Raw genomic sequence first — 24,206 nt, forward strand, 5'->3', positions numbered from 1 at the left:
TTCCGAATATATAAACAAGAATTGTTATCTATGTAAATCAAAATCAATACAATGATTACAAAAAATACTTTTACATTTTTTCTTTTTATTTTAGCGATTTTTACCTCATTTGCACAGGACAAATTCACTTTAAGCGGAACTATCAACGACAGCAAAAACAACGAAACTCTAATTGGGGTTACTATTTATATTCCATTATTAAAAATTGGCACTACTACAAACGAATATGGATTCTATTCTCTTTCTGCACCAAAAGGAGAATATGAAATTGAAATCAGTTACATTGGTTATCAAACGATTCTAAAAAACATTGTTTTAGATAAAAATACAAAAAGCAATTTTTCCCTTAGCGAGAACGATGCACAAGAACTTCAAGAAGTTATTATCACAGAGAATAAAGGCAAAATAAATATCAAGTCACCTGAAATGAGTGTCAACAAACTCTCTATTTCGACTATTAAAAAAATGCCAGTAGTTTTAGGTGAAGTTGACGTTCTAAAATCTATTTTATTGCTCCCAGGAGTTACCAATGCAGGAGAAGGCGCTTCTGGATTTAATGTCCGAGGCGGTGGTGCCGATCAAAACTTGATTCTTTTAGACGAAGCTACAATATTTAATTCTTCTCACGTTTTTGGATTCTTCTCTGTTTTTAACCCCGATGCTATTAAAGATTTAAAATTATACAAAGGAGGAATTCCTGCGCGTTACGGCGGCAGAGCTTCATCCGTTTTGGATATTTATCAAAAAGACGGAAGCAGTAAAGATTTTCATATGAATGGTGGTATAGGCCTAATTTCAAGCCGATTACTTGCTGAAGGTCCGATTGTTAAAGATAAAGGTTCTTTTCTGATTGGAGGGAGAGCTTCTTATGCGCATTTATTCTTAAAACTCTCAGAAGACAACAAAGATAACGCAGCATACTTTTATGACTTAAATACCAAACTGAGTTACAAACTAAACGACAACAACAGTTTATATCTCTCCGGCTATTTTGGTCGCGATGTTTTTAGGCTTAATAAAAGCTTTACTAATACGTACGGAAATTCAATTTTAAATTTGAGATGGAATCATTTGTACTCTAATAAGTTATTCTCTAATCTTTCTTTGATATACAGCGATTATTATTATGGTTTAGACCTTGATTTTGTAGGCTTTAAATGGGATTCTGGAATCAAGAATTACAATATTAAATATGATTTCAAATATTATCTTTCAGATAAATTGAAACTCAATTATGGAGTAAATGGAACATATTATGAATTTAACCCTGGAACCATAAAGCCCACAGGAACAGATTCTGGAATAAATCCTGACCAATTAGATAAAAAATATGCTTTTGAACCCTCAGCTTATTTAGATGCCGAAAGTCAGCTTTCTAACAAGATTACCGTTGCCTACGGATTACGCTATAGTTTATTCTATCGATTGGGAGCTTCTACGATTAATTATTACAATAATAATCAATCAGTTGTCTTCAATAGCGATTTACAGATCTATGAGAAAGGAACACCAACTTCAACAAAATATTTTGGAAAAAATAAAGTCATTCAAAGCTATAATAATTTTGAACCAAGATTTTCTGTTTCTTATCAATTAAATGAAAATCAAGCTTTAAAAGCAAGTTATAACAGAATGGCGCAGTATCTTCAGCTCATTTCAAATACTTCCTCTCCCACTCCTTTAGATGTCTGGATGCCGAGTGATAATTATATTAAACCTCAACTTGCAGATCAGGTTGCTTTAGGATATTTTCGAAACATTAGAAATGGTGATTATTCTTTTGAAATTGAAACCTATTATAAAGAAATTCAAAATAGACTAGATTATATTGATGGAGCCGATTTAATAGCCAACGACGCGATTGAACAAGTTGTTCTAAATGGCCAGATGCGATCTTATGGTTTAGAAATTATGTTCAAAAAAAACAAAGGAAAATTTAATGGATGGGTTTCTTATACTTTATCAAAATCAGAACAGCAAACTCCAGGAAGAACAGCCGAAGAACCTGGAATCAACAATGGCAAGTGGTATAATTCCGCTTATGACAAAACGCATAATTTGGCCATCACATCTGCTTACAATTTAAATGAAAAATGGTCTTTTGGCGCTAATTTCGCCTTGCAGTCGGGGCAGCCTGTAACGTATCCAAACGGACAATATGAATATTTAGGAATTACAGTTCCGAGTTACGGATTACGAAATGAAAATCGACTTCCTGCTTATCATCATTTAGATATTTCGGCTACTTTGACACCCAGAAAAAATAAAGATAGAAATTGGAAAGGAGAATGGGTTTTCAGTATTTACAATCTTTATAACCGAATGAATGCGGCATCGATTAACTTTCGCCAAAATGTTGATACTGGTGTAAATGAAGCGGTACAATTGTCTATATTCGGAGTTGTTACGGCGGTAAGCTACAACTTCAAATTCTAAAAAAATTAAGTTAAGAACTAAAAATATACGTATGAAAAAAGCATTTTATTTTATCGCATTTTTTACTTTTCTTTCCTTTACAAGTTGTGAAGATGTTGTTGATGTTGACCTAAATACTGCTCCTCCAAAATTAGTAATTGAAGCCGCAATTAATTGGGAAAAAGGCTCAACAGGAAGACAACAAGTGATTAAATTAACTACAACTACAGGTTATTTTGATCAATTAGTGCCTATAGTTTCTGGTGCGGTAATTTTTGTAACCAATAGCAAAAATCAAAGATTTAACTTTACAGAACTTAATAAATCAGGGCGGTATATTTGTAACAATTTTATTCCTGTCCTTAATGAAACCTATACTTTAACGGTCGTTAGCGGTGGAAACACTTACACTGCCACTGAAACACTAAAATCTGTTGCACCGATAACTCGAATTGAACAAAAAAACGATGGAGGTTTTACAGGAAAAGAAGTTGAAATAAAGGCTTTTTATACAGATCCAGCAGATGAAGAAAACTATTATTTGTTTAAGTATGTTTATTCTAGCAAAGTAACTTCGACTTTTTATGTTTCTGAGGACAAATTTTATCAAGGAAATGAAATCTACAGCAACACTGAAGATGAAGATTTAAAAGCTGGAGATGAAATCGAAGTAACGCATTACGGAATTTCCAAACAATATTACAATTACATGAATATTCTGGTAAGCATTGCAGGCTCTAACGTTGGAGGTCCGTTTCAATCACCACCTGCAACTGTAAAAGGAAACATAATTAATACTACTGATAAAAATAATTACCCTCTCGGTTATTTCTCTTTGAGCGAAACCGATCATAAAAAATATAAAATTGAATAATTTATGCAGCCCCTAATCAAAACTTTAGCCGAAAAAAAACTTACTGGACATTTCATCGAAATGTCTTTTACTGAAAATAAGACATTTCAATTATGGAATGGTTTTATGCCGAAAAAGAAAGAAATTAAAAATACTATCAACGCCAATTTATATTCGCTTGAAGTTTATCCAGAAAATTACTTTGATAACTTTAATCCGAGCAATGATTTTCAAAAATGGGCGGCAGTAGAAGTTTCAAGTTTTGAGAATCTTCCGTCTGAGATGAAGACATTAGTTGTTTCAGGTGGCCTATATGCCGTGTTTCTTCATTTAGGACCAGCAACTGAGGCTCACAAAACCTACAATTATATTTTTGCTGAATGGCTTCCTAATTCCACATACATTGTTGACGAAAGACCCCATTTTGCAGTAATGAATGAAAAATACAAAAAAGACGATCCAACTTCTGAGGAGGAAATCTGGATTCCGATAAAAAATAGAAATTAATGGCACTAATCGAAACCTTAAAAATACTTTACAATCGAGATTTAGATAAACTTAAATTCGAAATCGAATCGTATGAAAACGAGAGTTCACTTTGGATTATCGATAAAAACATTTCAAATTCGGCAGGAAACCTTTGTCTTCATTTAATTGGTAATCTGAATACTTATATTGGAGCAGAAATTGGAAAAACGGATTATGTTCGAGATCGTCCTTTAGAATTTTCATCGAAAGATATTCCAAAATCGGAATTAATATCCAAAATAGAAAATACAATTGTAGTCGTAAATAATGCTTTAGATTCTTTAACTGATGAAGATTTAAAAAAGAAGTATCCGCAAATTGTTTTTGAAAAAGAAATGACAACTGGATTTTTCTTAGTTCATCTTTCTACTCATTTAGCGTATCACTTAGGACAAATAAATTACCACCGAAGATTATTAGATTTCTGATTTTAGATTGTAGATTATTTAAAAGTCGAAAAAAATCTAAAATCTAAAATCTGCAATCTAAAATTCTAACCCGTATCTTTGCTTCACATTCAAAAAAACTCAAATGTCATCACACCATATAGTCCGAGACGATCAAGAACCAGCTTTAATAATTGCAAATGGCGCTGCCTGCGATCCTGAACTTTTAGGACAATTATTAGAATGGTCTCCGCTAGTTGTCGTTTTAGATTCGGCTATCGAAAGAGTAATTGAGTTAGGTATAAAAGTCGATGTTCTTTTGGGAGATTTTGATCGCGGTTTTGATCCTGAAATCTATAAAACGTCTCAATTTCCAATAGAAATCGTTCATACTCCAGATCAAGACAAAACCGATTTAGAAAAAGCTTTTGATTATTTAATTGCAAGAAAAATTCCTGCCGTAAATGTCGTTTGGGCAACCGGAAGACGTGCCGATCATACTATTACAAATTTGACCAATATTGTTCGTTATCGTAATCTGATTAAGATTGTAATTCTCGACGATCATTCGAAAATATTTCTTTTGCCTTCAAAATTTGAGAAATGGTACACTGCAAAAACTCCCATTTCTCTAATACCTATTGGTGTCGTAAATGGAATTAATTCTAACAATTTGAAATACGAATTAAACGATGATACGCTTACAATGGGTTATAGAACTGGAAGCAGTAATTCTGTTGAAAAAGATGGCATTGTAACGATTACACATCGCGAAGGAGATTTACTTTTAATGGAATGTTTTGATTAGAAAAATTAAAAAATAAAAAAGTCCCAGCGGGACGAAATATTGATAGATTAAAATGTTATAATCTAATTAAAGCTCCAGCGGAGCGATATATTTTTATGTCGCTCCGCTGGAGCTTTTTCTTTAATGACAAATCAACTCGCTATAATATTACGTTCCTCTGGAGCTTTCTTTCAAAAAAGGAATACCTATCTTTGCACAGAAATCAAGAAAAATGAAAGCAGAAAACAATTCACAAAAAGACAATTTACATCCAAGAAACCTTCATCGTTCGAAATATGATTTTGAAAAACTGATTTCAAATTGTCCTGAATTAAAAGCTTTTGTTTCTCTTAATAAATACGGAATAGAGACGGTTGATTTCAGTAATCCGCTTGCAGTAAAAACTTTAAATAAAGCTTTGCTTCAAACGTATTACGATATTCAGAATTGGGATATTCCTAAAAATTATCTTTGCCCGCCAATTCCAGGACGAGCAGATTATATTCATTATATAGCCGATCTATTAGCTGAAAGCAACAACAATCAAATTCCTGAAACACCTCATGTTTTAGGTCTAGATATAGGAACTGGAGCCAATTTAATTTATCCAATACTAGGAAATTCGATTTACAACTGGAGTTTTGTCGGAACAGATATTGATCAAAAATCTATTGAAAATTGCAGTAAAATTATTGAAGCAAATCCCAATTTAATTGATTCTATAAGCTTACAGCAGCAAACAGAACCTCGATTTATTTTTAAAAATATAATTACGCCAGAAGATCGTTTTGCTTTTACGATCTGTAATCCGCCTTTTCATGCATCTGCAGAAGAAGCAAACAAAAGTGCTTCGAGAAAGGTTTCAAATCTTAATCCGAGAGAAAAAAGAAATACAAATCCTGTTTTAAATTTCGGAGGCCATAATGCTGAATTGTGGTGCAATGGTGGAGAAATTGGATTTATTACCCAAATGATTTACGAAAGCGCCAAATATACTTCGCAAGTTTTGTGGTTTAGCACTTTGGTTTCTAAAAAAGAAAATCTTTCTTCGATATATAAAACTTTAAAGAAAGTAAATGCCTCTTCAGTAAAAACAATTGAAATGTCGCAAGGTCAAAAAAACAGCCGCATTGTGGCATGGACATTTTTTGAAGCTGGAAATTCTCAAAAACATTTCTTTTAATAGATTCATTTTCAACTTTAAACCTTGATTTTATAATTTGCTTTTGCTACATTTATTGTAAACAATTTAAAATCAAGATTATGGCAGAATATATTGGTTATCTTGCATCTGTTTTTATTGTCGGAGGTTTTTTATTGAAAAATCTTAGAACTATCCGATTTATTAATATGTTTGGATGCATTTGTTTTGTAATCTACGGCATCTTTCTAAACGATTACAGCGATTTTAATCAATGGCTTTGGCCCGTAATTATTCCCAATGCAATTTTAGCATTTGTACAGATTTATTATCTAGCTTTCAAAAACGACAAATCTTAAAATTATGATGTTTTCAGATAAAATTCTGATACACTTTTTGCTTGCTAAAAACGTAACTTTAAGGTGAAAATGAATTTTATACTATGCTTAAACACTATTCCCGCCTCATCATTATATTATTTTTAGTTTCAAGTTGTGCCTCAAAAAAGGCAAAATTTGAAGATTATGTTTTTAAAACTAAAACTGAAGAAGTAAAATATCAAAATGCATATGATAAGGCCTTAAAGCTTTGGAATATTCCTTACACTGAAGAAGATGTCAAAACAAGTTTTGGAACAGCTCATGTAGTCATTGCAGGACCAAAAAACGGAAAAGCCTTGGTTTTACTGCACGGAATGGATGCCAGTTCTACGATGTGGTATCCGAACATAAAAGCTCTGGCGAAAAACCATCGCATTTACGCCATTGATTTTTTAATGGAACCCGGAAAATCTAATTTAGCTTCAAAATCTCTTTCATCAGAAGAAATTGCCATTTGGTACAATGAGATTTTCACATATTATAAATTAAAGAAATTTGACATTGTAGCTGCTTCGCGAGGCGGTTGGATTGCCACCTTATTGGCAACTCAAAAACCAAATTCAATTGATAGAATAGTTTTATTAAGTCCGGCTCAGACTTTTAAATTTATAGATAAGCTAGGGAAAACAACTTCTGCTCTAATGTTAAAGCTATTTCCAAGTGAAAAGAAATTTGGAAAAACATTAACCACTTTTTCAACTCATCCAGAAAATATAAGCCGCATTTACAAACGACAGTTTTATCTAGCTAATAAATATGCAAAATCAAATTCGAGCATGCTTAAAATGCATCCGTTTTCAGACAAAGAATTACAATCAATACAAAATCCTGTATTGGTTTTAATTGGCGATAAAGACGTTATTAATTCTGAAGAAAGTCTGAAACGTGCTGATAAATATTTAGTCAACTCGAAAACCAAAATTATCAAAGATGCTGGTCATTTTTTAACCATCGATCAACCTAAAGCAGTAAATGATGCGATGATTAATTTTTTAGATTAGTATTCAAACTTCGTATCTTTACAAAACCAATTTTCAGTATACAAAAATGAAATTTCAAGTTACTTCAGAATATAGTCCAAAAGGAGATCAGCCGCAAGCCATACAAAAATTGGCACAAGGTATTGTCGACGGAGATAAATATCAAACTTTATTAGGAGTTACGGGATCCGGAAAAACATTTACGGTCGCCAACGTTATTCAAGAAGTGCAAAGACCAACCTTAGTTTTGGCTCATAATAAAACTTTGGCTGCGCAATTGTATTCTGAGTTCAAACAGTTTTTTCCAAATAATGCGGTTGAATATTTTGTTTCTTATTACGACTATTATCAGCCTGAAGCTTTTATGCCCGTTACCGGAGTTTTCATTGAAAAAGATTTATCTATCAATGAAGAATTGGAGAAAATGCGTTTGAGCACCACTTCATCGCTTCTTTCAGGAAGACGTGATGTTTTGGTTGTCGCTTCCGTATCCTGTTTATACGGTATCGGAAACCCGGTAGAATTTCAAAAAAATGTAATTGAAATTACGAGAGATCAAGTTATTTCGAGAACTAAATTATTGCACAGTTTAGTTCAAAGTTTATATGCTAGAACAGAAGCCGATTTCAATCCAGGAACTTTCAGGATAAAAGGAGATACGGTGGAAGTTTATCCAAGTTATGCAGATGATGCCTATAGAATTCACTTCTTTGGGGACGAAATAGAAGAAATCGAATCATTTGATGCTAAAACGTCACATGTAATAGAAAAATTTAAAAGGCTGACCATTTATCCTGCTAATATGTTTGTGACTTCACCTGAGGTTTTACAAGGAGCTATTTGGCAGATTCAGCAAGATTTGGTCAAACAGGTCGATTATTTTAAAGAAATCGGAAAGCATCTGGAAGCTAAACGTTTAGAGGAAAGAACCAATTTCGATTTAGAAATGATTCGCGAATTAGGATATTGTTCTGGAATTGAAAATTACTCAAGATATTTGGACGGACGTGAAGCAGGAACAAGACCTTTCTGCTTGTTAGATTATTTTCCAAGCGATTATTTGATGGTTGTCGATGAAAGTCACGTAACGGTTTCTCAAGTTCATGCCATGTACGGAGGAGACCGAAGCCGAAAAGAAAACTTAGTTGAATATGGCTTCCGTTTACCTGCTGCCATGGACAACCGTCCTTTAAAATTTGAAGAGTTTGAAGCCTTACAAAATCAGGTAATTTATGTTTCTGCAACTCCCGCAGATTATGAGCTGCAAAAATCGGATGGAATTTATGTTGAACAAATTATTCGTCCAACCGGATTATTGGATCCAACGATTGAGGTACGTCCGAGTTTAAATCAGATTGATGATTTGATTGAAGAAATTCAGGTTAGATGCGAATTGGATGAAAGAGTTTTGGTAACCACATTAACCAAAAGAATGGCAGAAGAATTAGCAAAATACCTGACAAAAGTCAATATTCGCTGTCGTTACATTCATTCTGAAGTAGACACTTTAGAGCGTATCGAAATTATGCAGGATTTACGTAAAGGTATTTTTGATGTTTTGATTGGAGTAAATTTACTTCGTGAAGGTTTAGATTTACCAGAAGTTTCTCTTGTTGCCATTTTAGATGCAGATAAAGAAGGTTTTTTACGTAATCATAGATCTTTAACACAAACGATTGGACGTGCGGCAAGAAACTTAAATGGAAAAGCAATTATGTATGCCGATAAAATTACGGCAAGTATGCAGAAAACAATTGATGAAACTAATTATAGAAGAACCAAACAAATCAATTTTAATGTAGAAAACAATTTGGTTCCTCAAGCTTTAAATAAAAAAATAGATAGCGCTTTCACGAAAAATCCATTGGTCGAATATGAATTAGGACATCCGATTCCGGTTGCTGCCGAACCAGAAACTGCCTATTTATCTAAGACTGAATTAGAAAAAATTATTCGCGAAAAACGTAAAACGATGGAAAAAGCAGCTAAGGAATTAGATTTCTTACAAGCAGCTAAACTTCGTGATGAAATTAAAAAACTACAGGAACAGCTCGCCTAATTGTGCTGTTCCTGAAAAATTTCTAGTAAAACAACTGGATTAATTATTGCATTGGGTGCTTTTTTCATCATCTCTAAAACACGTTTTACCGCAGAAAGATTCAATCCCATTTCTAAAGCAATCTGCTGAATCGCTTTAAATTCCCTTTCGTGCAAAACACCGTCACAATGCATTAATAAAGCCAATCTATAAAATTGATTAACACGCTGCAATTCAGATTTTATAGCGATTGGTTTTATTTCCTGATGAAACAAATCTTTAAATTCTGCATCGCTAATCCCCAGTTCTAAAGCGACCAATTGTAAAAAATCATGCTCACGTTTATGCAAATGTCCATCAACAGTGGCGAACATAATCATTTCTAAAAGTAAACTTCTTTTTTCTGCTTCTGTATTCATCAATTTATTATTTTTAGCTAAAATATTGCTTTTAGATATAAATACAAAACACGAGTAATGAAGAGTTTTTTTTTAGCTATTTTATTTTTATTTACTCTTCTCGGAAAGGCTCAAGAAAGTACGGCTTCAAAAAATGTGACTACTTTTACAATTGAAGCTCCTCAACTTAAAACCTCAAAAAAAATCTGGATTTATCTTCCTTCAGATTATTCTAAGCAAACTCAAAAACGGTACAGTGTAATTTATATGCACGATGCTCAAAATCTGTTTGATGCTAAAACTTCGTATTCTGGCGAATGGAATGTTGATGAAAAATTAGACAGTTTAAAAGCTCCCATAATTGTTGTTGGCATTGAACATGGAAATGAAAAACGAATTGACGAATTGACTCCATTTAAAAATGAAAAATATGGCGGTGGAAATGCAGACAATTACTTAGAATTTATTGTAAAAACACTAAAACCTTATATCGACAAAAAATATAGAACCAAACCAAAAGCGAAAAATACTATTCTTTTAGGAAGCTCACTTGGCGGATTAGTTTCGTATTACGGTGCTTTAAAATATCCTGAAGTTTTTGGAAAAGCAGGAGTTTTTTCGCCTTCATTTTGGTTTTCTAACGACATTTATACCTTTACAGAAAAACAACCTAAAATCAAAACTAAATTCTATTTTTTGTGTGGCGATAAAGAAAGTGATGACATGGTAAACGATTTAACTAAAATGAAACGTTTATTAGACACCAAACGCTGTTATTGTCTTCATCTTGAAAAAATAAAAATTGTAAAAGGCGGAGAACATAATGAAAAACTCTGGCGTGATCATTTTGCTGAGGCAATTATTTGGCTGGGTTATTAATTAGAAATAAAAAATACATTTATAAAAATGAAACTTATTTTAAGAGAGTATAATCTCAAACTAAAACACACTTTCACCATTTCGAGAGAGTCTATTGATGTTCAACCATCTTTAATTGTAGAATTGCAAAGCAATGGTTTGTCAGGTTTTGGAGAAGCAACTTCCAATCCTTATTACAATACAACGGTACCTATGATGATGCAGGATTTAGAAAAAATCAGAAGCATTATTGAAAATACCGAAGACGAAACTCCTGAAGTATTTTGGTCAAAAATGCATCCGTATTTAAAAGACGATATGTTTGCATTATGTGCTTTAGATTTAGCTTATAATGATTTGTACGCTCGTAAAAAAGGTAAAAAATTATACGAATTATGGAATTACAAAACAGATCATAATCCGCTAACAGATTACACAATCGGCATTGATACGATTGAAAAAATGGTTTTTAAAATGAAAGAGCTGCCTTGGCCTATTTACAAAATTAAGTTGGGTACAAAGGAAGACATAGCGATTGTAAAAGAACTTAGAAAACATACCAATGCTATTTTTAGAATCGATGCTAATTGCGGATGGACTGTTGACGAAACCATTCATAATGCGGTCGAATTAAAAAAGTTAGGAGTTGAATTTCTTGAACAGCCAATGAAAGCAGACAATTGGGAAGGTCATAAAGAAGTTTTTAAACATTCTGTTCTTCCCGTAATTGCTGATGAAAGCTGCATCATTGAAGAAGATGTAGCAAAATGCTTCAATCATTTTCATGGCGTGAATGTAAAACTGGTAAAATGTGGCGGCCTAACACCTGGAAAACGTATGATTGAAGAAGCGAAAAAATTAGGATTAAAAACAATGGTCGGCTGTATGACGGAATCTACAGTTGGAATATCTGCTATTGCCCATTTACTTCCACAATTAGATTATGTTGATATGGATGGTGCTTTACTTTTGTCTGAAGATATTGCAACGGGCGTAACGATTGCAGACGGCGTTATCAATTATTCTAATTTGAACGGAACTGGCGTTACACTTTTGTAAAATGATAGTCAATAAATTTCCTGACCGTATTATTGAAATTGACCAAAAACAGTATTTGTATTTTGGAGGAACAGCTTATTTGGGACTTCCAACCCATAAACCTTTTCAGGATTTAGTTATCCAGAACATCTTGAATTGGGGAACAACTTACGGAAGCTCTAGAACGGCCAATATCCAGCTAAAAGCTTACGAGGAAGGCGAAAGCTTTCTAGCTTCTCATATTGGTTCTGAAAGTACTTTGACCGTTTCTTCTGGAATGCTTGCTGGAAAAATTGTTTTGGAAAAAATAAAAAGACAGACGGATTGCTTTTATCATTTGAATGAAATTCATTCGGCTATCCAAATTGAAAATAGCCTGCCTGTTTTTATAAATGAAAAATTGAATGATCGTTTGCTGGATTCAAAATCAGAAAAAATAACGATTTTGACTGATGGCGTTCCTTCCTTTCAAACTGAACCTGTTGATTTGTCTTTCTTAAACGAAATTTCAAAACAAAAGGAAATTACATTAGTTATTGATGAATCCCATTCATTAGGAATTATTGGTAAAAATGGTTCTGGAATTTATGCTACAATTGATTTTCCAATTAAAAGAAAAATTCTGGTTTCATCTTTAGGAAAAGCGTTTGGATTAACAGGTGGAGTAATTGCTTCAGATTCAGAATTCATTAGAGAAATAAAAGAATTAGAAACTTTTACAAGTGCTGCTGGAATGAATCCTGCTTTTGTTCAAACGCTTTCTGATGGGAAAGAAATTTATAAGATCCAACATCAAAAATTGAAAGAAAATCTGAATTATATTGATTCGATTTTAATTCAAAATGAGAATATTAAGTTTGACAAAAATTACCCACTAATTTATTTATTATCAAATGATTTAGTCGAAAAATTAAAACAAGAAAAGATTATTATTGCGAGTTTTAAATACACAAAAGAAGCCGAGCCTTTAAATCGGATTGTAATTACGGCTAATCATCTAAAAGAAGATTTAGATAAATTGGTTGGTGTTTTAAATAAAAAATAGCCACGAACTCATGAATTATTTTTGATAATCTCTGAGAATAAAAATTCGTGAATTCGTGGCTCTAAAAATAAAACGTACCTTTGTAAAAAATAAATGATGACGAATAACGATATACTTAAAAAACTTCGCGTGGCTTTGATGCTCCGTGACGACCAAATAGTTGAGATTTTAGAATTAGTTGATTTTAGAATTTCAAAATCAGAATTGGGTGCTTTTTTTAGAGCCGAAGACCATCCGAATTACATGGAATGTGGTGATCAGGTTTTGAGAAATTTTTTAAATGGATTGGTAATTCATTTAAGAGGGACAAAAGAAAACCCTAAAAACCCAACTGACGTTTTAGCGAAACATAAAGCAGAAATTCCGAAGAAAGAAACCTCTAAAGAAAGACCTGAATTTAAAGCCGCTCCAAAAGATTCAGAAAAATATCGAGGTGACAAAAGTCCTTCAAAATCAGGTTCATCAACTGGAAAACCTAAAAAGAAATCATTCCCAAAAGGAAATGGGAAACCAGATGTTGTTGAAAAAGTGGTTTTCAAAAACGGGAAGAATAAGAAATAATTTTAATGCAATCCCGATCGGGAGCTGAGATATTTTTTAGCCACAGATTAAAAAGATTAACACAGATTTTTTAAAATCATTCTAATCTTTTTAATCTGTGGCTATATTTTTTTTGCAAAATTACTGTAGAGACGCACTGCAGTGCGTCTTACCTGACGTAACCATAACTGTGCTCATCTTTGCGTAGACGCACTACAGTGCGTCTCTACAGATATACGCTACTTCATCATAAAACAAAAAAAATCCACTCCTTTCGGAATGGATTTTTCTATATAAATTGATTTCTTATTTTAATTAAGAAAGAGCAGCTTTAACTTGGTCAGCAGCTTCTTGGAATTGAACTGCAGATAAGATTGGCATACCAGAGTTGTCAATTAATTCTTTTGCAATTTCAGCATTTGTTCCTTGCAAACGAACGATAATTGGCACTTTAATAGCATCTCCCATGTTTTTGTAAGCGTCAACAACACCTTGAGCAACACGATCACAACGAACGATTCCTCCGAAGATGTTAATTAAAATAGCTTTTACGTTTGGATCTTTCAAGATAATTCTGAAAGCTGTTTCAACACGTTTTGCATCAGCAGTTCCTCCTACGTCAAGGAAGTTAGCAGGCTCAAAACCAGCATATTTAATTAAATCCATAGTTGCCATTGCAAGACCAGCTCCGTTTACCATACATCCTACAGTACCGTCAAGATCCACATAGTTTAGACCAACTTCTTTAGCCTCAACTTCGATTGGATTCTCCTCACGGATATCTCTCATCTCAGCATATTTAGGTTGTCTGTATAAAGCGTTATCGTCGATGTTAACTTTAGCATCAACAGCTAAGATTTTGTTATCAGAAGTTTTTAAAACTGGGTTGATTTCAAACATAGAAGCATCAGAACCAATGTAAGCATTGTATAATGCCTCGATGAATTTTACCATTTCTTTGAAAGCATTTCCAGAAAGTCCTAAGTTAAAAGCAACTCTTCTAGCTTGGAAACCTTGTAATCCAACAGAAGGATCAATTTCTTCAGTAAAGATTAAGTGTGGAGTATGTTCAGCAACTTCTTCAATATCCATTCCACCTTCAGTAGAATACATAATCATGTTGCGTCCTGTACCTCTATTCAATAAAACAGAAACATAAAATTCAGAAGTTTCGCTTTCTCCAGGATAGTAAACATCTTCAGCAACTAATATTTTATTAACTTTTTTACCTTCAGGCGGAGTCTGAGGTGTAATCAATTGCATTCCGATGATTTGTTCTGCTAATTCTTCAACTTGTTGTAAGTTTTTTGCCAGCTTAACTCCACCACCTTTTCCACGACCACCTGCGTGAATTTGTGCTTTAATTACATGCCATCCTGTTCCAGTTTCGGCAGTTAATTGTTTTGCAGCAGCCACAGCTTCAACTGCATTATTAGCCACGATCCCGCGTTGCACGCGTACTCCGTAACTCGCTAAAATTTCTTTTCCTTGATATTCGTGTATGTTCATAATATTGAATTTGTCTGGTCCTGAATTTATTTCAGAATAAAAGTGCGACAAAAGTAACAAAATACAACTTAATAGTAAAATCTTTTTTGAATTAATAACTGCTCCTTAATTGATTCTTGCCCTAATTAAATTCAAAGAAAAAAAATCATTAAACAATTGTATCGAAAATGTTAACACAAAAACACTAAAACGTTTGAGATTTAACAAAAATTTCACTGATATCAATACCTAACAGACGATTTTTCTTAATATATTTTAATCGTAATTATGATTTTGACAATTCGCAATGCTTTCTTTAATAATATTATCATTTAAGAACCCTTTTTCTAATATTCCAACAAAAATGAAAGTGAAAATATAAATTCACTACATTATGTTTAACGAAATCTTTATTTTTGTAGAAAAAATATCAAGAATGAGAGTTAAAGAACAAGGGCTTTATCTGCCTGAATTTGAACACGACAATTGTGGTGCAGGATTTATTTGTAATTTGAATGGTATTAAGTCAAATGATATTATTCACAAAGCATTAGACATCTTAATTAAATTAGAACATCGTGGTGCCGTAAGTTCTGATGGAAGAACTGGTGACGGAGCCGGAATTTTATTCGACATTCCTCATGATTTTTTTAAGAAAGTATGTGACTTTGAAATCCCTGAAGCGCGTGAGTATGCAGTAGGAATGGTTTTTTTACCAAAAAGCAAAAACCAAGTTTCTTTCTGTATTAATGCATTTGAGGCCACTATTAAAGACCAAAACTTAAAAGTTTTAGGTTGGAGAGATGTGCCAGTTGACGTTGAAAATTTAGGGCAAATTGCCGCAGAAAAAGAACCAACAGTTAAACAAGTTTTCGTTTCTAAAAACGGTCAAGAATTAACTGAACAAGAATTTAATGCAAAACTTTTTGCAGCTAGAAAAATTGCTGAACATGCCGTAAGAGGATCTAAAACCTCAGAAAGCCACATGTTTTATTTTACTAGTTTATCGACAACTACTATAATATATAAAGGTCTATTGATGCCGGAAGACATCAGCCGTTATTATATAGATTTGAAAGATCCAGACTTGGTGACTCGTTTAGCGCTTGTACACCAACGTTTCTCTACAAATACATTCCCATCTTGGGACTTAGCTCAACCATTTAGATATATGTGTCATAATGGTGAGATCAATACACTTCGTGGAAACGTAAGCCGTATGCGTGCTCGTGAAGAGCTTATGCAAAGCAAAGTTTTTGGCGATGATATCAAAAAATTATTCCCAATTATCTTAGAAGGAAAATCAGATTCTGCTTCTATGGATATGGTGGTTGAACTTTTATTAATGACTGGGCGTTCGCTTCCAGAGGCAATGATGATGGTGGTTCCTGAAGCTTGGGAAAAACACCAGACAATGTCTCCAGAGAAAAGAGCTTTCTATGAATACAATGCTTGTATCATGGAACCTTGGGACGGTCCAGCTTCTATTCCGTTTACAGATGGTAACGTAATTGGTGCTTTACTAGACAGAAACGGATTGCGTCCTTCTCGTTATACTTTAACGAAAAGCGGATTCGTAATTATGTCATCTGAAATTGGTGTATTGGACATCGATCCAGAAGATGTAATTCAGCACGGACGTTTAGAGCCCGGAAAAATGTTCTTGGTTGATATGAATGAAGGTCGCATCATCGAAGATGAAGAAGTTAAGAAAGCGATAGTTACAAAACGTCCTTACCAGGAATGGATCGACGCAAACTTATTACCATTAGCTAAAGTTCCTTACACCAACAACCCTACTCCTGTTGAAAAATTAGATTTCGTTACAAGACAAAAATTGTTTGGTTATACAATTGAAGATTTAAAAACAATCATCAACCCAATGGGTAGCGACGGAGCTGAAGCGATTAGTTCTATGGGTAACGATACGCCTTTGGCAGTTCTTTCAGATCAGCCTCAGTTGTTGTACAATTACTTCAAACAATTATTTGCTCAGGTTACAAACCCGCCGTTGGATGGTATTCGTGAAGAAATTATTACTGATATCAGTTTGGCGATTGGTGGAGATTTCAACATTTTCGAAATTGAATCTAAACAATGTAAAAAATTAAAAATCCAGAACCCAGTTGTTTCTAACGAGGATTTGGATAAAATTAGAAACATAGATCACCCAGATTTCAAATCGGCTACTATTTCTACTTTATATAAAATAGAAAAAGGAGTTAATGGTTTAGAAAGAGCGCTTGAAAAATGTGTTCAAGCTACTTTTAAAGCAGTTGAAGAAGGATGCAACATCATTATCTTATCTGATAGAGGTGTTAGTGAAGAATTCGCTCCAATTCCGATGTTATTGGCTTGTTCTTATATTCACCACTCATTAAACATTTTACAGGTTCGTTCTAAATTCGGAATCATTATTGAATCTGCTGAACCAAGAGAACCTCATCATTTTGCTTTATTGTTCGGATACGGTGCAAGTGCAATCAATCCTTACATGGTAAACGAAATCATTTACGACCAAGTTGAAAAAGGTTTCATTACAAAAGTAAAAGCAGATTATGCTGTTGTAAACTACAACAAAGCGATTGCAAAAGGAATCGTTAAAATCATGAACAAAATTGGTATCTCTACTTTACATTCATACAGAGCTGCTCAGATTTTCGAGATTTTAGGTTTAAACAAAACATTTACTTCTAAATATTTCCCTTACACGCCATCAAGAATTGAAGGAATCGGTTTAATGGAAGTAGAGAAAGAAGTTAAAAAACGTTTCCAAAAAGCTTTCCCAAATTCAAAAATTGCAAACTTGCTTTCTCTTGAAATTGGAGGTATTTATAGATGGAGACGTGGTGGAGAAAAACACATGTTTAACCCAACCACTATTTCTAAATTACAACAAGCGGTTCGTTTAAACAGCCCAGAAAGTTATAAAGAATACTCAAATGCCGTTAACGAGCAAAGCTCAAACTTAATGACCATCAGAGGTTTATTTGAATTCAACAACTTAGATCCAATTTCTATTGACGAAGTAGAACCTTGGACAGAAATTGTGAAGAAATTCAAAACGGGTGCCATGTCTTACGGATCTATTTCTAGAGAAGCACACGAGAATTTAGCGATTGCAATGAACAGAATCGGTGGAAAAAGTAACTCTGGAGAAGGTGGAGAAGATCCGAAACGTTTCCAGAAAGAAATTAACGGAGATTCTAGAAACTCTGCTATCAAACAAGTTGCATCAGGACGTTTTGGTGTTTCGATCAACTATTTGACAAACGCTAAAGAAATCCAGATTAAAATGGCTCAGGGAGCAAAACCTGGTGAAGGTGGACAGTTACCTGGAGAAAAAGTAGTGCCTTGGATTGCTGAAACTAGAAACTCTACGCCTTATGTAGGTTTGATTTCGCCTCCTCCTCACCACGATATTTACTCAATTGAGGATCTATCTCAGTTGATTTACGATTTGAAAAATGCAAACCGTGAAGCTCGTATTAACGTAAAATTAGTTTCTGAAGTTGGAGTTGGAACCATCGCTGCCGGTGTTGCCAAAGCAAAAGCTGACGTTATCTTAATTTCTGGTTACGACGGAGGAACGGGAGCTGCACCTTTAACATCTTTACAGCACACAGGTATTCCTTGGGAACTTGGTTTGGCTGAAGCACAGCAAACTTTGATCTTAAACGATTTAAGAAGCCGTGTAGTTTTAGAGTGTGACGGACAGTTGAAAACAGGTCGTGACGTTGCGATTGCTGCTTTATTAGGAGCTGAAGAATTTGGTTTCGCAACTGCGCCGCTTGTAGCTTCTGGATGTATCATGATGAGAGCTTGTCACTTAAATACTTGCCCAGTTGGTATTGCAACTCAGGATCCTGAATTGAGAAAAAATTTCAAAGGAACTCCAGAGCACGTAATCAACTTCATGTATTTCATTGCTGAAGAGTTAAGAGAAATCATGGCACAATTAGGTTTCAGAACTTTAAAAGAAATGGTAGGTCAGTCACAAAAATTAAATGTGAACAAAGCTATCAAACATTATAAAGCAAATGGTTTAGACTTGTCATCAATTCTATACAAACCGGAAAAAGCGAAAACAGAGCCAAATCATAATACAACTACTCAAGATCACCAACTTGAAAATGTATTGGATTTTGACATCATCAAAGAAGCAATTCCGTCTATCTATAGAAAAGAGAAAACAAGAGTAACCTTTAAAATTAAAAATACAGACCGTTCTGTAGGTGCGATTTTGAGTAACGAAATCTCAAAAATCTACGGCGCACAAGGATTACCTGATGACACTATTTTAGTTGATTTTGAAGGTTCTGCTGGACAAAGTTTTGGTGCTTTTGCAACAAACGGATTGTCATTTAAAATTCACGGAAACTGTAATGATTATTTAGGAAAAGGTCTTTCTGGAGGAAAATTAATTGTAAAAGTACCTCCTACTGCAACTTTCAAACCTGAAGATAATATCATTATTGGAAACGTTGCCCTTTACGGAGCTATTACCGGAGAGGCTTATATTAATGGAATGGCCGGAGAGCGTTTCTGTGTTAGAAATTCTGGAGCAACAGCAGTTGTGGAAGGAATTGGAGATCACGGATGCGAGTACATGACCGGTGGTACAGTAGTAGTTTTAGGAAAAACAGGAAGAAACTTCGCAGCTGGTATGAGCGGTGGTGTGGCTTATGTTTACGATCCAAATAAAAAATTCGACTCAACAGTTTGTAACATGGAAATGGTTGCATTCGATCCGTTGGAAGAAGAGGACGTTACGAAACTAAGAAAATTGATTAAAAATCATTCATTGTACACAAGCAGTCCATTAGCAAAAAGAATTTTAGCAGACTGGGAAAACCAACAACAGCACTTCGTAAAAGTAATGCCAACTGATTACAAGAAAGCATTAAAAAGAATTGCAGAAGAAAAACAAATAGAAGAATTAATAGCGGGATAAAAATCAATTTCAAAAAATAAAATCCCAAATTCCAATGTCAATATTAATGGCAATGTCGTCCTGAGCAATCCCGAAACTTCGGGAGAAGGATTGGAATTTGGAATTTAAAGAAATTGGAATTTAATTTAAAAAGTCATGGGTAAAATAGGCGGATTTAAAGAATATAACAGAGCCGATGAAAGTAATTTAGCAGTAGCAGAACGTGTTTCGAACTACAATGAATTTACTATTCCGGTACCAAAAGATAAATTAAAAGAACAAGGATCAAGATGTATGGACTGTGGAATTCCTTTTTGCCACAGTGGTTGTCCGTTAGGGAATTTAATTCCTGACTTCAACGACATGGTGCATCAGGAAGAATGGCAGAGCGCATTAGAGATTTTACAATCTACTAATAATTTCCCTGAATTTACAGGACGCTTATGCCCTGCTCCATGTGAGAAATCATGTGTATTAGGAATCATCAAAGATCCGGTTTCTATCGAAAACATCGAAAAAAGCATCATCGAAAGAGGTTTTGCTGAAGGATGGATTAAGCCTCAGCCACCAAAAACAAGAACTGGTAAAACAGTTGCTGTTATTGGTTCAGGACCTGCGGGTTTGGCAGCTGCTCAGCAATTAAACAGAGCAGGTCACACCGTTACTGTTTTTGAAAGAGATAACGCAATTGGAGGTTTATTACGTTACGGAATTCCAAACTTCAAATTAGAAAAAGGAATTATCGACCGTCGTGTAGTTGTTCTTGAAGCAGAAGGAATCACCTTCAAAACAAATGTAAATGTTGGTGTAAACTTCAGCGTTGAAGAATTAAACGCATTCGATTCTATCGTTTTATGTGGAGGAGCAACGGAAAGAAGAAGCTTACCAACTAAAGGAATCGAGAGCAAAGGTGTTGTTCAAGCAATGGATTTCTTAACACAACAAACTAAAGTTTTATTTGGAGAATCAATTCCAGATCAAATTAAAGCAACTGGTAAAGATGTAATCGTTATTGGTGGTGGAGATACTGGTTCTGACTGTATTGGAACTTCAAACAGACACGGTGCTAAATCGGTAACTAACTTCGAGATTTTACCAAAACCTCCAGTTGGAAGAAGCGAGTCAACTCCTTGGCCTTTCTGGCCGTTGCAGTTAAAAACATCTTCTTCTCACGAAGAAGGTTGCGACAGAAACTGGTTAATCAATACGAAAGAATTCATTTCTAACGATAAAGGCGAATTAACTGGATTAAAAACGGTTGAAGTTGCATGGAAAATGACTCCAGGTCAACGTCCTGAATTAATCGAAAAAGAAGGTTCTGAGAAAATCTGGCCTTGCGATTTAGCTTTATTGGCTCTTGGATTTACTGGTCCAGAAAAAACATTAAGCGAGCAATTAGGAATCGAAACTGATATGAGAAGCAACTACAAAGCGCATAACTATCAGACAAACGTTCCTCACATTTTCACTGCTGGTGATATGAGAAGAGGACAATCATTAATCGTGTGGGCTATTTCAGAAGGTCGCGAAGCAGCAAGAGAAGTAGATTTGTTCCTTATGGGATCTACAAACTTGCCTACTAAAGGAAAAGGAGATTTACCGAGCTTGTAATTTTTAAGGTTCTGAGATACTAAGGTGCTAAGTTTTTTTTCCTTGCATTTTATTTAATCTTTATTCCAATAAACAACATAACTACTAACAAACCCTTGAATTTATATTCAGGGGTTTTGTTTTTTTTTAGCCACAGATTAACACAGATTTAAATGATTTTTTGTTTGCCACTAATTACACGAATTTTCACGAATTTCTTTTTTTTTCTGGGCGATTTCTATTTCAAGCATAGCCCGTGGTTTCAACCACGGGAACACAATATATGATCACGTCCAATCCGTAACGTTTCCCGTGGTTGAAACCACGGGCTATATTTTAGCATTTTGAGAAAAATAGAAAATAAAATTCGTGTAATTCGTGGCTAAAAAAAATATTTTGAAGCATCACAATTGGCATTTTATAAACATAGTTCCCGCTTTCGGCTATATCTCTCCGTTCCACTGCGAGGATACCGCCTCAAACGTAGTTCACTGAACACAAATTAAAATATATTTTTAGTGAAGTAATCGTGGCTAAATTCAAACATTTGGCTTCTTTTAAAAATCTGGATAAAAAATCCTTTTAATCTATATAATCTGTGGCAAAAAACTTTAAACAGCATTTATAAATTAGTGTAATTTGTGAAATTCGTGGCTAAAAAACTTTGTATCTTTGAACCTCCTACAACGTTACAAAATTCCAAAAACAAGCAACTTTTTGTTTAAAAACAAACAATTTGTTACAATTTGTTATTTTTCTACAAATAATTTGCAGTTAGTTAAAAGTGTAATAACTTTGCTCAAAATGATTTAAAAAATGCAAGCAAAAGATTTACTGCAGTTAGCAGACCAATTTGGAAGTCCATTATATGTTTATGATGCCGAAAAAATCCAATCTCAGTACAATAGGTTAACTAAAGCTTTCTCTAAGGTAGAAAACTTAAGAGTTAATTACGCCATGAAGGCATTGTCAAACGTTGCGATTCTTCAGCTATTAAAGAACATGGGGTCTGGTTTAGACACTGTATCAATTCAGGAAGTTCAGTTAGGACTTCACGCTGGCTATGAACCCGAAAGAATTTTCTTTACACCAAACGGAGTTTCTCTTGAAGAAATCGAAGAAGTTGCCGCAATGGGTGTACAAATCAATATCGACAATTTATCTATTTTAGAGCAATTCGGAACAAAACATCCCCATATCCCGGTATGTATTCGTATCAATCCACACGTAATGGCGGGCGGAAATGCTAATATTTCTGTTGGACATATCGATAGTAAGTTCGGAATTTCTGTACATCAAATTCCACATATATTGCGAATTGTTGAAAATACAAAAATGAGCATTGTTGGAATTCACATGCACACAGGATCTGATATTTTAGATATTGAAGTATTCTTGTATGCTGCTGAAATCTTATTTGATACTGCTAAACATTTCAAAGATTTACAATTCTTAGATTTCGGAAGTGGATTCAAAGTTCCTTACAAAAAAGATGATATCGAAACAGATATTGAAGAATTAGGTAAAAAATTATCAAAAAGATTCAATGCTTTCTGTTCAGAATACGGAAGAAATTTAACGCTGATTTTCGAACCAGGAAAATTCTTGGTGAGCGAAGCAGGTCATTTCTTAGTAAAAGTAAACGTGGTAAAACAAACAACCTCAACAGTTTTCGCTGGAGTAGATAGTGGTTTCAACCACTTAATTCGTCCAATGTTGTACGGATCTTCACACCACATTGAAAATATCTCTAACCCAAAAGGAAAAGAGCGTTTTTACTCTGTTGTAGGATACATTTGTGAAACAGATACTTTTGCAAACAACCGTAGAATTCAAGAAATCACTGAAGGCGATATTTTATCTTTCAGAAACGCTGGAGCATATTGTTTCTCAATGTCATCCAACTACAATTCAAGATACAAACCAGCTGAAGTTTTATGGATGAACGGTCAAGGAATCTTAATTCGCCAAGCTGAAACATTTGAAGATTTACTTAAAAATCAAATTCCGTTGCCAGAAGAAGTTGCTGCAACAGTTTAAAAATAAAAAAAAAAGAGAATATCTAGTTAATCCCGTTTCTTAATTGAGGCGGGATTTTTTTATTCAGACATTTTTAGACCTCTTAGACTTTCTTAAAACCGATTGTCAGGCTGAGCGAAGTCGAAGCTAACGCACAGTAACCACAATATTTGTCATTTCGACGAAGGAGACCCGAGCGATAGCGAACTGGCGAAGCAAATCTTCGCAAGTAGCTCCGTAAAGCATATCAAACAAAACATACAAAAAAGAAAGAAAAATTTCAAAACATATTATCTTTATCATCAAAAAAATGCAACACCAAGAAGGCTAACACACCTACTACATATACATACTAACCAATAACTACAAAACCGTTTTCTACACAGGAGTGACAAATAATTTAAGATTCCGTCTGAGCCAACACAAAGAAAATAATACAACTGGTAATAGAACCTTTACCTCAAAATACAATGTTACTTATTTGTTGTACTACGAAAAGTTTACATGGATTCAAGAAGCCATTGCTAGAGAAAAAGAAATAAAAGATTGGCGTAGAGAAAAGAAAATAGAATTGATAAAGACTATTAATCCTGATTTGGATTTTTTGAATTATTTATTTGATTGATCTACATTCAAAATTTTTATTCTTTGTAGAGCTACTTGCGAAGATTTCTCCTTCGTCGAAATGACAAGATTGTGGATAATTGGAATTGAAACTACAAATACTTAATTTAATCGCCAGTAAGAATTAAAGTCTACTTATATATAATTTAGTAAATGGATGTAAAA

19 protein-coding genes are annotated in these 24,206 nt (G+C 34.0%); 17 read left to right on the plus strand and 2 right to left on the minus strand.

All coding sequences use genetic code 11. The annotated features are described in order from the left end of the window. Positions 1 to 51: 51 nt before the first annotated feature. The 9 genes from LL966_RS09640 to uvrB all read left to right on the plus strand — a co-directional run bounded on the left by LL966_RS09640 (position 52) and on the right by uvrB (position 9,529). Positions 52 to 2,436: a TonB-dependent receptor gene (locus LL966_RS09640; protein ID WP_229352741.1), complete on the plus strand. Its 2,385-nt coding sequence runs from the start codon at positions 52 to 54 to the stop codon at positions 2,434 to 2,436. 31 nt (positions 2,437 to 2,467) lie between these two features. Then, positions 2,468 to 3,289, plus strand: a complete 822-nt coding sequence (locus LL966_RS09645) for a DUF4249 domain-containing protein (RefSeq protein ID WP_229352743.1) — start codon at positions 2,468 to 2,470, stop codon at positions 3,287 to 3,289. Positions 3,290 to 3,292: 3 nt separating this feature from the next. Further along, positions 3,293 to 3,775, plus strand: a complete 483-nt coding sequence (locus tag LL966_RS09650) for a GyrI-like domain-containing protein (protein ID WP_229352744.1) — start codon at positions 3,293 to 3,295, stop codon at positions 3,773 to 3,775. Then, entirely contained in the window at positions 3,775 to 4,224 is a 450-nt protein-coding gene (locus LL966_RS09655; protein WP_229352746.1) for a DinB family protein, read from the plus strand. Before LL966_RS09650 ends, LL966_RS09655 begins: the two co-directional genes overlap by 1 nt. A 103-nt stretch (positions 4,225 to 4,327) precedes the next feature. Beyond that, entirely contained in the window at positions 4,328 to 4,990 is a 663-nt protein-coding gene (locus LL966_RS09660) for a thiamine diphosphokinase (RefSeq protein WP_229352748.1), read from the plus strand. A gap of 211 nt (positions 4,991 to 5,201) precedes the next feature. Continuing rightward, positions 5,202 to 6,152: a 23S rRNA (adenine(1618)-N(6))-methyltransferase RlmF gene (gene rlmF / locus LL966_RS09665; RefSeq protein WP_229352749.1), complete on the plus strand. Its 951-nt coding sequence runs from the start codon at positions 5,202 to 5,204 to the stop codon at positions 6,150 to 6,152. An 80-nt stretch (positions 6,153 to 6,232) separates the two neighbouring features. Beyond that, positions 6,233 to 6,469, plus strand: a complete 237-nt coding sequence (locus tag LL966_RS09670) for a uroporphyrinogen decarboxylase (RefSeq protein WP_229352751.1) — start codon at positions 6,233 to 6,235, stop codon at positions 6,467 to 6,469. A gap of 83 nt (positions 6,470 to 6,552) precedes the next feature. Next, positions 6,553 to 7,491 (plus strand): alpha/beta fold hydrolase, encoded by a 939-nt coding sequence (locus LL966_RS09675; RefSeq protein WP_229352752.1) that lies wholly within the window; start codon positions 6,553 to 6,555, stop codon positions 7,489 to 7,491. Positions 7,492 to 7,537: 46 nt separating this feature from the next. After that, the gene (uvrB, locus tag LL966_RS09680; protein ID WP_229352753.1) at positions 7,538 to 9,529 is read left to right on the plus strand and encodes an excinuclease ABC subunit UvrB; all 1,992 of its coding nucleotides are present in this window, start codon (positions 7,538 to 7,540) and stop codon (positions 9,527 to 9,529) included. On the opposite strand, the gene LL966_RS09685 is transcribed toward uvrB, so the two are convergent. Then, a complete protein-coding gene (locus LL966_RS09685) occupies positions 9,526 to 9,927 on the minus strand; it encodes a TerB family tellurite resistance protein (RefSeq protein ID WP_229352754.1) in 402 nt (133 codons plus the stop codon). The two genes, uvrB and LL966_RS09685, sit on opposite strands and share 4 nt — an antisense overlap. Before the next feature lie 57 nt (positions 9,928 to 9,984). On the opposite strand from LL966_RS09685, the gene LL966_RS09690 reads away from it, so the two are divergent. The 4 genes from LL966_RS09690 to LL966_RS09705 all read left to right on the plus strand — a co-directional run bounded on the left by LL966_RS09690 (position 9,985) and on the right by LL966_RS09705 (position 13,408). Continuing rightward, a complete protein-coding gene (locus LL966_RS09690; protein WP_229352756.1) occupies positions 9,985 to 10,785 on the plus strand; it encodes an alpha/beta hydrolase in 801 nt (266 codons plus the stop codon). A 27-nt stretch (positions 10,786 to 10,812) separates the two neighbouring features. Beyond that, on the plus strand, positions 10,813 to 11,823 hold the full coding sequence (locus tag LL966_RS09695; protein ID WP_229352757.1) for a dipeptide epimerase: 1,011 nt from the start codon (positions 10,813 to 10,815) through the stop codon (positions 11,821 to 11,823). Position 11,824: 1 nt separating this feature from the next. Further along, positions 11,825 to 12,847 carry an aminotransferase class I/II-fold pyridoxal phosphate-dependent enzyme gene (locus tag LL966_RS09700; protein WP_229352759.1) on the plus strand — a complete coding sequence of 341 codons (1,023 nt, stop codon included), beginning with the start codon at positions 11,825 to 11,827 and terminating at the stop codon, positions 12,845 to 12,847. 96 nt (positions 12,848 to 12,943) lie between these two features. Next, a complete protein-coding gene (locus LL966_RS09705; RefSeq protein ID WP_229352936.1) occupies positions 12,944 to 13,408 on the plus strand; it encodes a DUF1456 family protein in 465 nt (154 codons plus the stop codon). Between the two features lie 294 nt (positions 13,409 to 13,702). Here LL966_RS09705 and sucC read toward each other — a convergent pair whose 3' ends face one another. After that, positions 13,703 to 14,896 carry an ADP-forming succinate--CoA ligase subunit beta gene (gene sucC / locus LL966_RS09710; protein ID WP_229352761.1) on the minus strand — a complete coding sequence of 398 codons (1,194 nt, stop codon included), beginning with the start codon at positions 14,894 to 14,896 and terminating at the stop codon, positions 13,703 to 13,705. Positions 14,897 to 15,311: 415 nt separating this feature from the next. Here sucC and gltB point away from each other — a divergent pair, with 415 nt between their 5' ends. The 4 genes from gltB to LL966_RS09730 all read left to right on the plus strand — a co-directional run bounded on the left by gltB (position 15,312) and on the right by LL966_RS09730 (position 24,042). Beyond that, positions 15,312 to 19,829, plus strand: coding sequence for a glutamate synthase large subunit (gene gltB, locus LL966_RS09715; RefSeq protein WP_229352763.1), 4,518 nt, complete (start codon positions 15,312 to 15,314; stop codon positions 19,827 to 19,829). A gap of 135 nt (positions 19,830 to 19,964) precedes the next feature. After that, the gene (locus LL966_RS09720) at positions 19,965 to 21,419 is read left to right on the plus strand and encodes a glutamate synthase subunit beta (RefSeq protein WP_229352764.1); all 1,455 of its coding nucleotides are present in this window, start codon (positions 19,965 to 19,967) and stop codon (positions 21,417 to 21,419) included. Between the two features lie 795 nt (positions 21,420 to 22,214). Further along, positions 22,215 to 23,438 (plus strand): diaminopimelate decarboxylase, encoded by a 1,224-nt coding sequence (lysA, locus tag LL966_RS09725; protein WP_229352765.1) that lies wholly within the window; start codon positions 22,215 to 22,217, stop codon positions 23,436 to 23,438. A gap of 328 nt (positions 23,439 to 23,766) precedes the next feature. After that, on the plus strand, positions 23,767 to 24,042 hold the full coding sequence (locus LL966_RS09730; protein ID WP_394799459.1) for a GIY-YIG nuclease family protein: 276 nt from the start codon (positions 23,767 to 23,769) through the stop codon (positions 24,040 to 24,042). Positions 24,043 to 24,206: the final 164 nt, after the last annotated feature.

The organism is Flavobacterium chungbukense, assembly GCF_020805785.1.
Taxonomy (GTDB): domain Bacteria; phylum Bacteroidota; class Bacteroidia; order Flavobacteriales; family Flavobacteriaceae; genus Flavobacterium; species Flavobacterium chungbukense.

Excerpts from the sequence above, each read along its gene's own strand:
- LL966_RS09720 (WP_229352764.1), top strand. The coding sequence starts at position 19,965 with ATGGGTAAAATAGGCGGATTTAAAGAATATAACAGAGCCGATGAAAGT.
- LL966_RS09705 (WP_229352936.1), top strand. The coding sequence starts at position 12,944 with ATGACGAATAACGATATACTTAAAAAACTTCGCGTGGCTTTGATGCTC.
- LL966_RS09670 (WP_229352751.1), top strand. The coding sequence starts at position 6,233 with ATGGCAGAATATATTGGTTATCTTGCATCTGTTTTTATTGTCGGAGGT.
- LL966_RS09700 (WP_229352759.1), top strand. The coding sequence starts at position 11,825 with ATGATAGTCAATAAATTTCCTGACCGTATTATTGAAATTGACCAAAAA.
- LL966_RS09655 (WP_229352746.1), top strand. The coding sequence starts at position 3,775 with ATGGCACTAATCGAAACCTTAAAAATACTTTACAATCGAGATTTAGAT.
- LL966_RS09645 (WP_229352743.1), top strand. The coding sequence starts at position 2,468 with ATGAAAAAAGCATTTTATTTTATCGCATTTTTTACTTTTCTTTCCTTT.
- LL966_RS09685 (WP_229352754.1), bottom strand. The coding sequence starts at position 9,927 with ATGAATACAGAAGCAGAAAAAAGAAGTTTACTTTTAGAAATGATTATG.
- lysA (WP_229352765.1), top strand. The coding sequence starts at position 22,215 with ATGCAAGCAAAAGATTTACTGCAGTTAGCAGACCAATTTGGAAGTCCA.
- LL966_RS09690 (WP_229352756.1), top strand. The coding sequence starts at position 9,985 with ATGAAGAGTTTTTTTTTAGCTATTTTATTTTTATTTACTCTTCTCGGA.
- LL966_RS09660 (WP_229352748.1), top strand. The coding sequence starts at position 4,328 with ATGTCATCACACCATATAGTCCGAGACGATCAAGAACCAGCTTTAATA.
- uvrB (WP_229352753.1), top strand. The coding sequence starts at position 7,538 with ATGAAATTTCAAGTTACTTCAGAATATAGTCCAAAAGGAGATCAGCCG.
- rlmF (WP_229352749.1), top strand. The coding sequence starts at position 5,202 with ATGAAAGCAGAAAACAATTCACAAAAAGACAATTTACATCCAAGAAAC.
- LL966_RS09675 (WP_229352752.1), top strand. The coding sequence starts at position 6,553 with ATGCTTAAACACTATTCCCGCCTCATCATTATATTATTTTTAGTTTCA.
- LL966_RS09695 (WP_229352757.1), top strand. The coding sequence starts at position 10,813 with ATGAAACTTATTTTAAGAGAGTATAATCTCAAACTAAAACACACTTTC.
- sucC (WP_229352761.1), bottom strand. The coding sequence starts at position 14,896 with ATGAACATACACGAATATCAAGGAAAAGAAATTTTAGCGAGTTACGGA.
- gltB (WP_229352763.1), top strand. The coding sequence starts at position 15,312 with ATGAGAGTTAAAGAACAAGGGCTTTATCTGCCTGAATTTGAACACGAC.
- LL966_RS09650 (WP_229352744.1), top strand. The coding sequence starts at position 3,293 with ATGCAGCCCCTAATCAAAACTTTAGCCGAAAAAAAACTTACTGGACAT.
- LL966_RS09640 (WP_229352741.1), top strand. The coding sequence starts at position 52 with ATGATTACAAAAAATACTTTTACATTTTTTCTTTTTATTTTAGCGATT.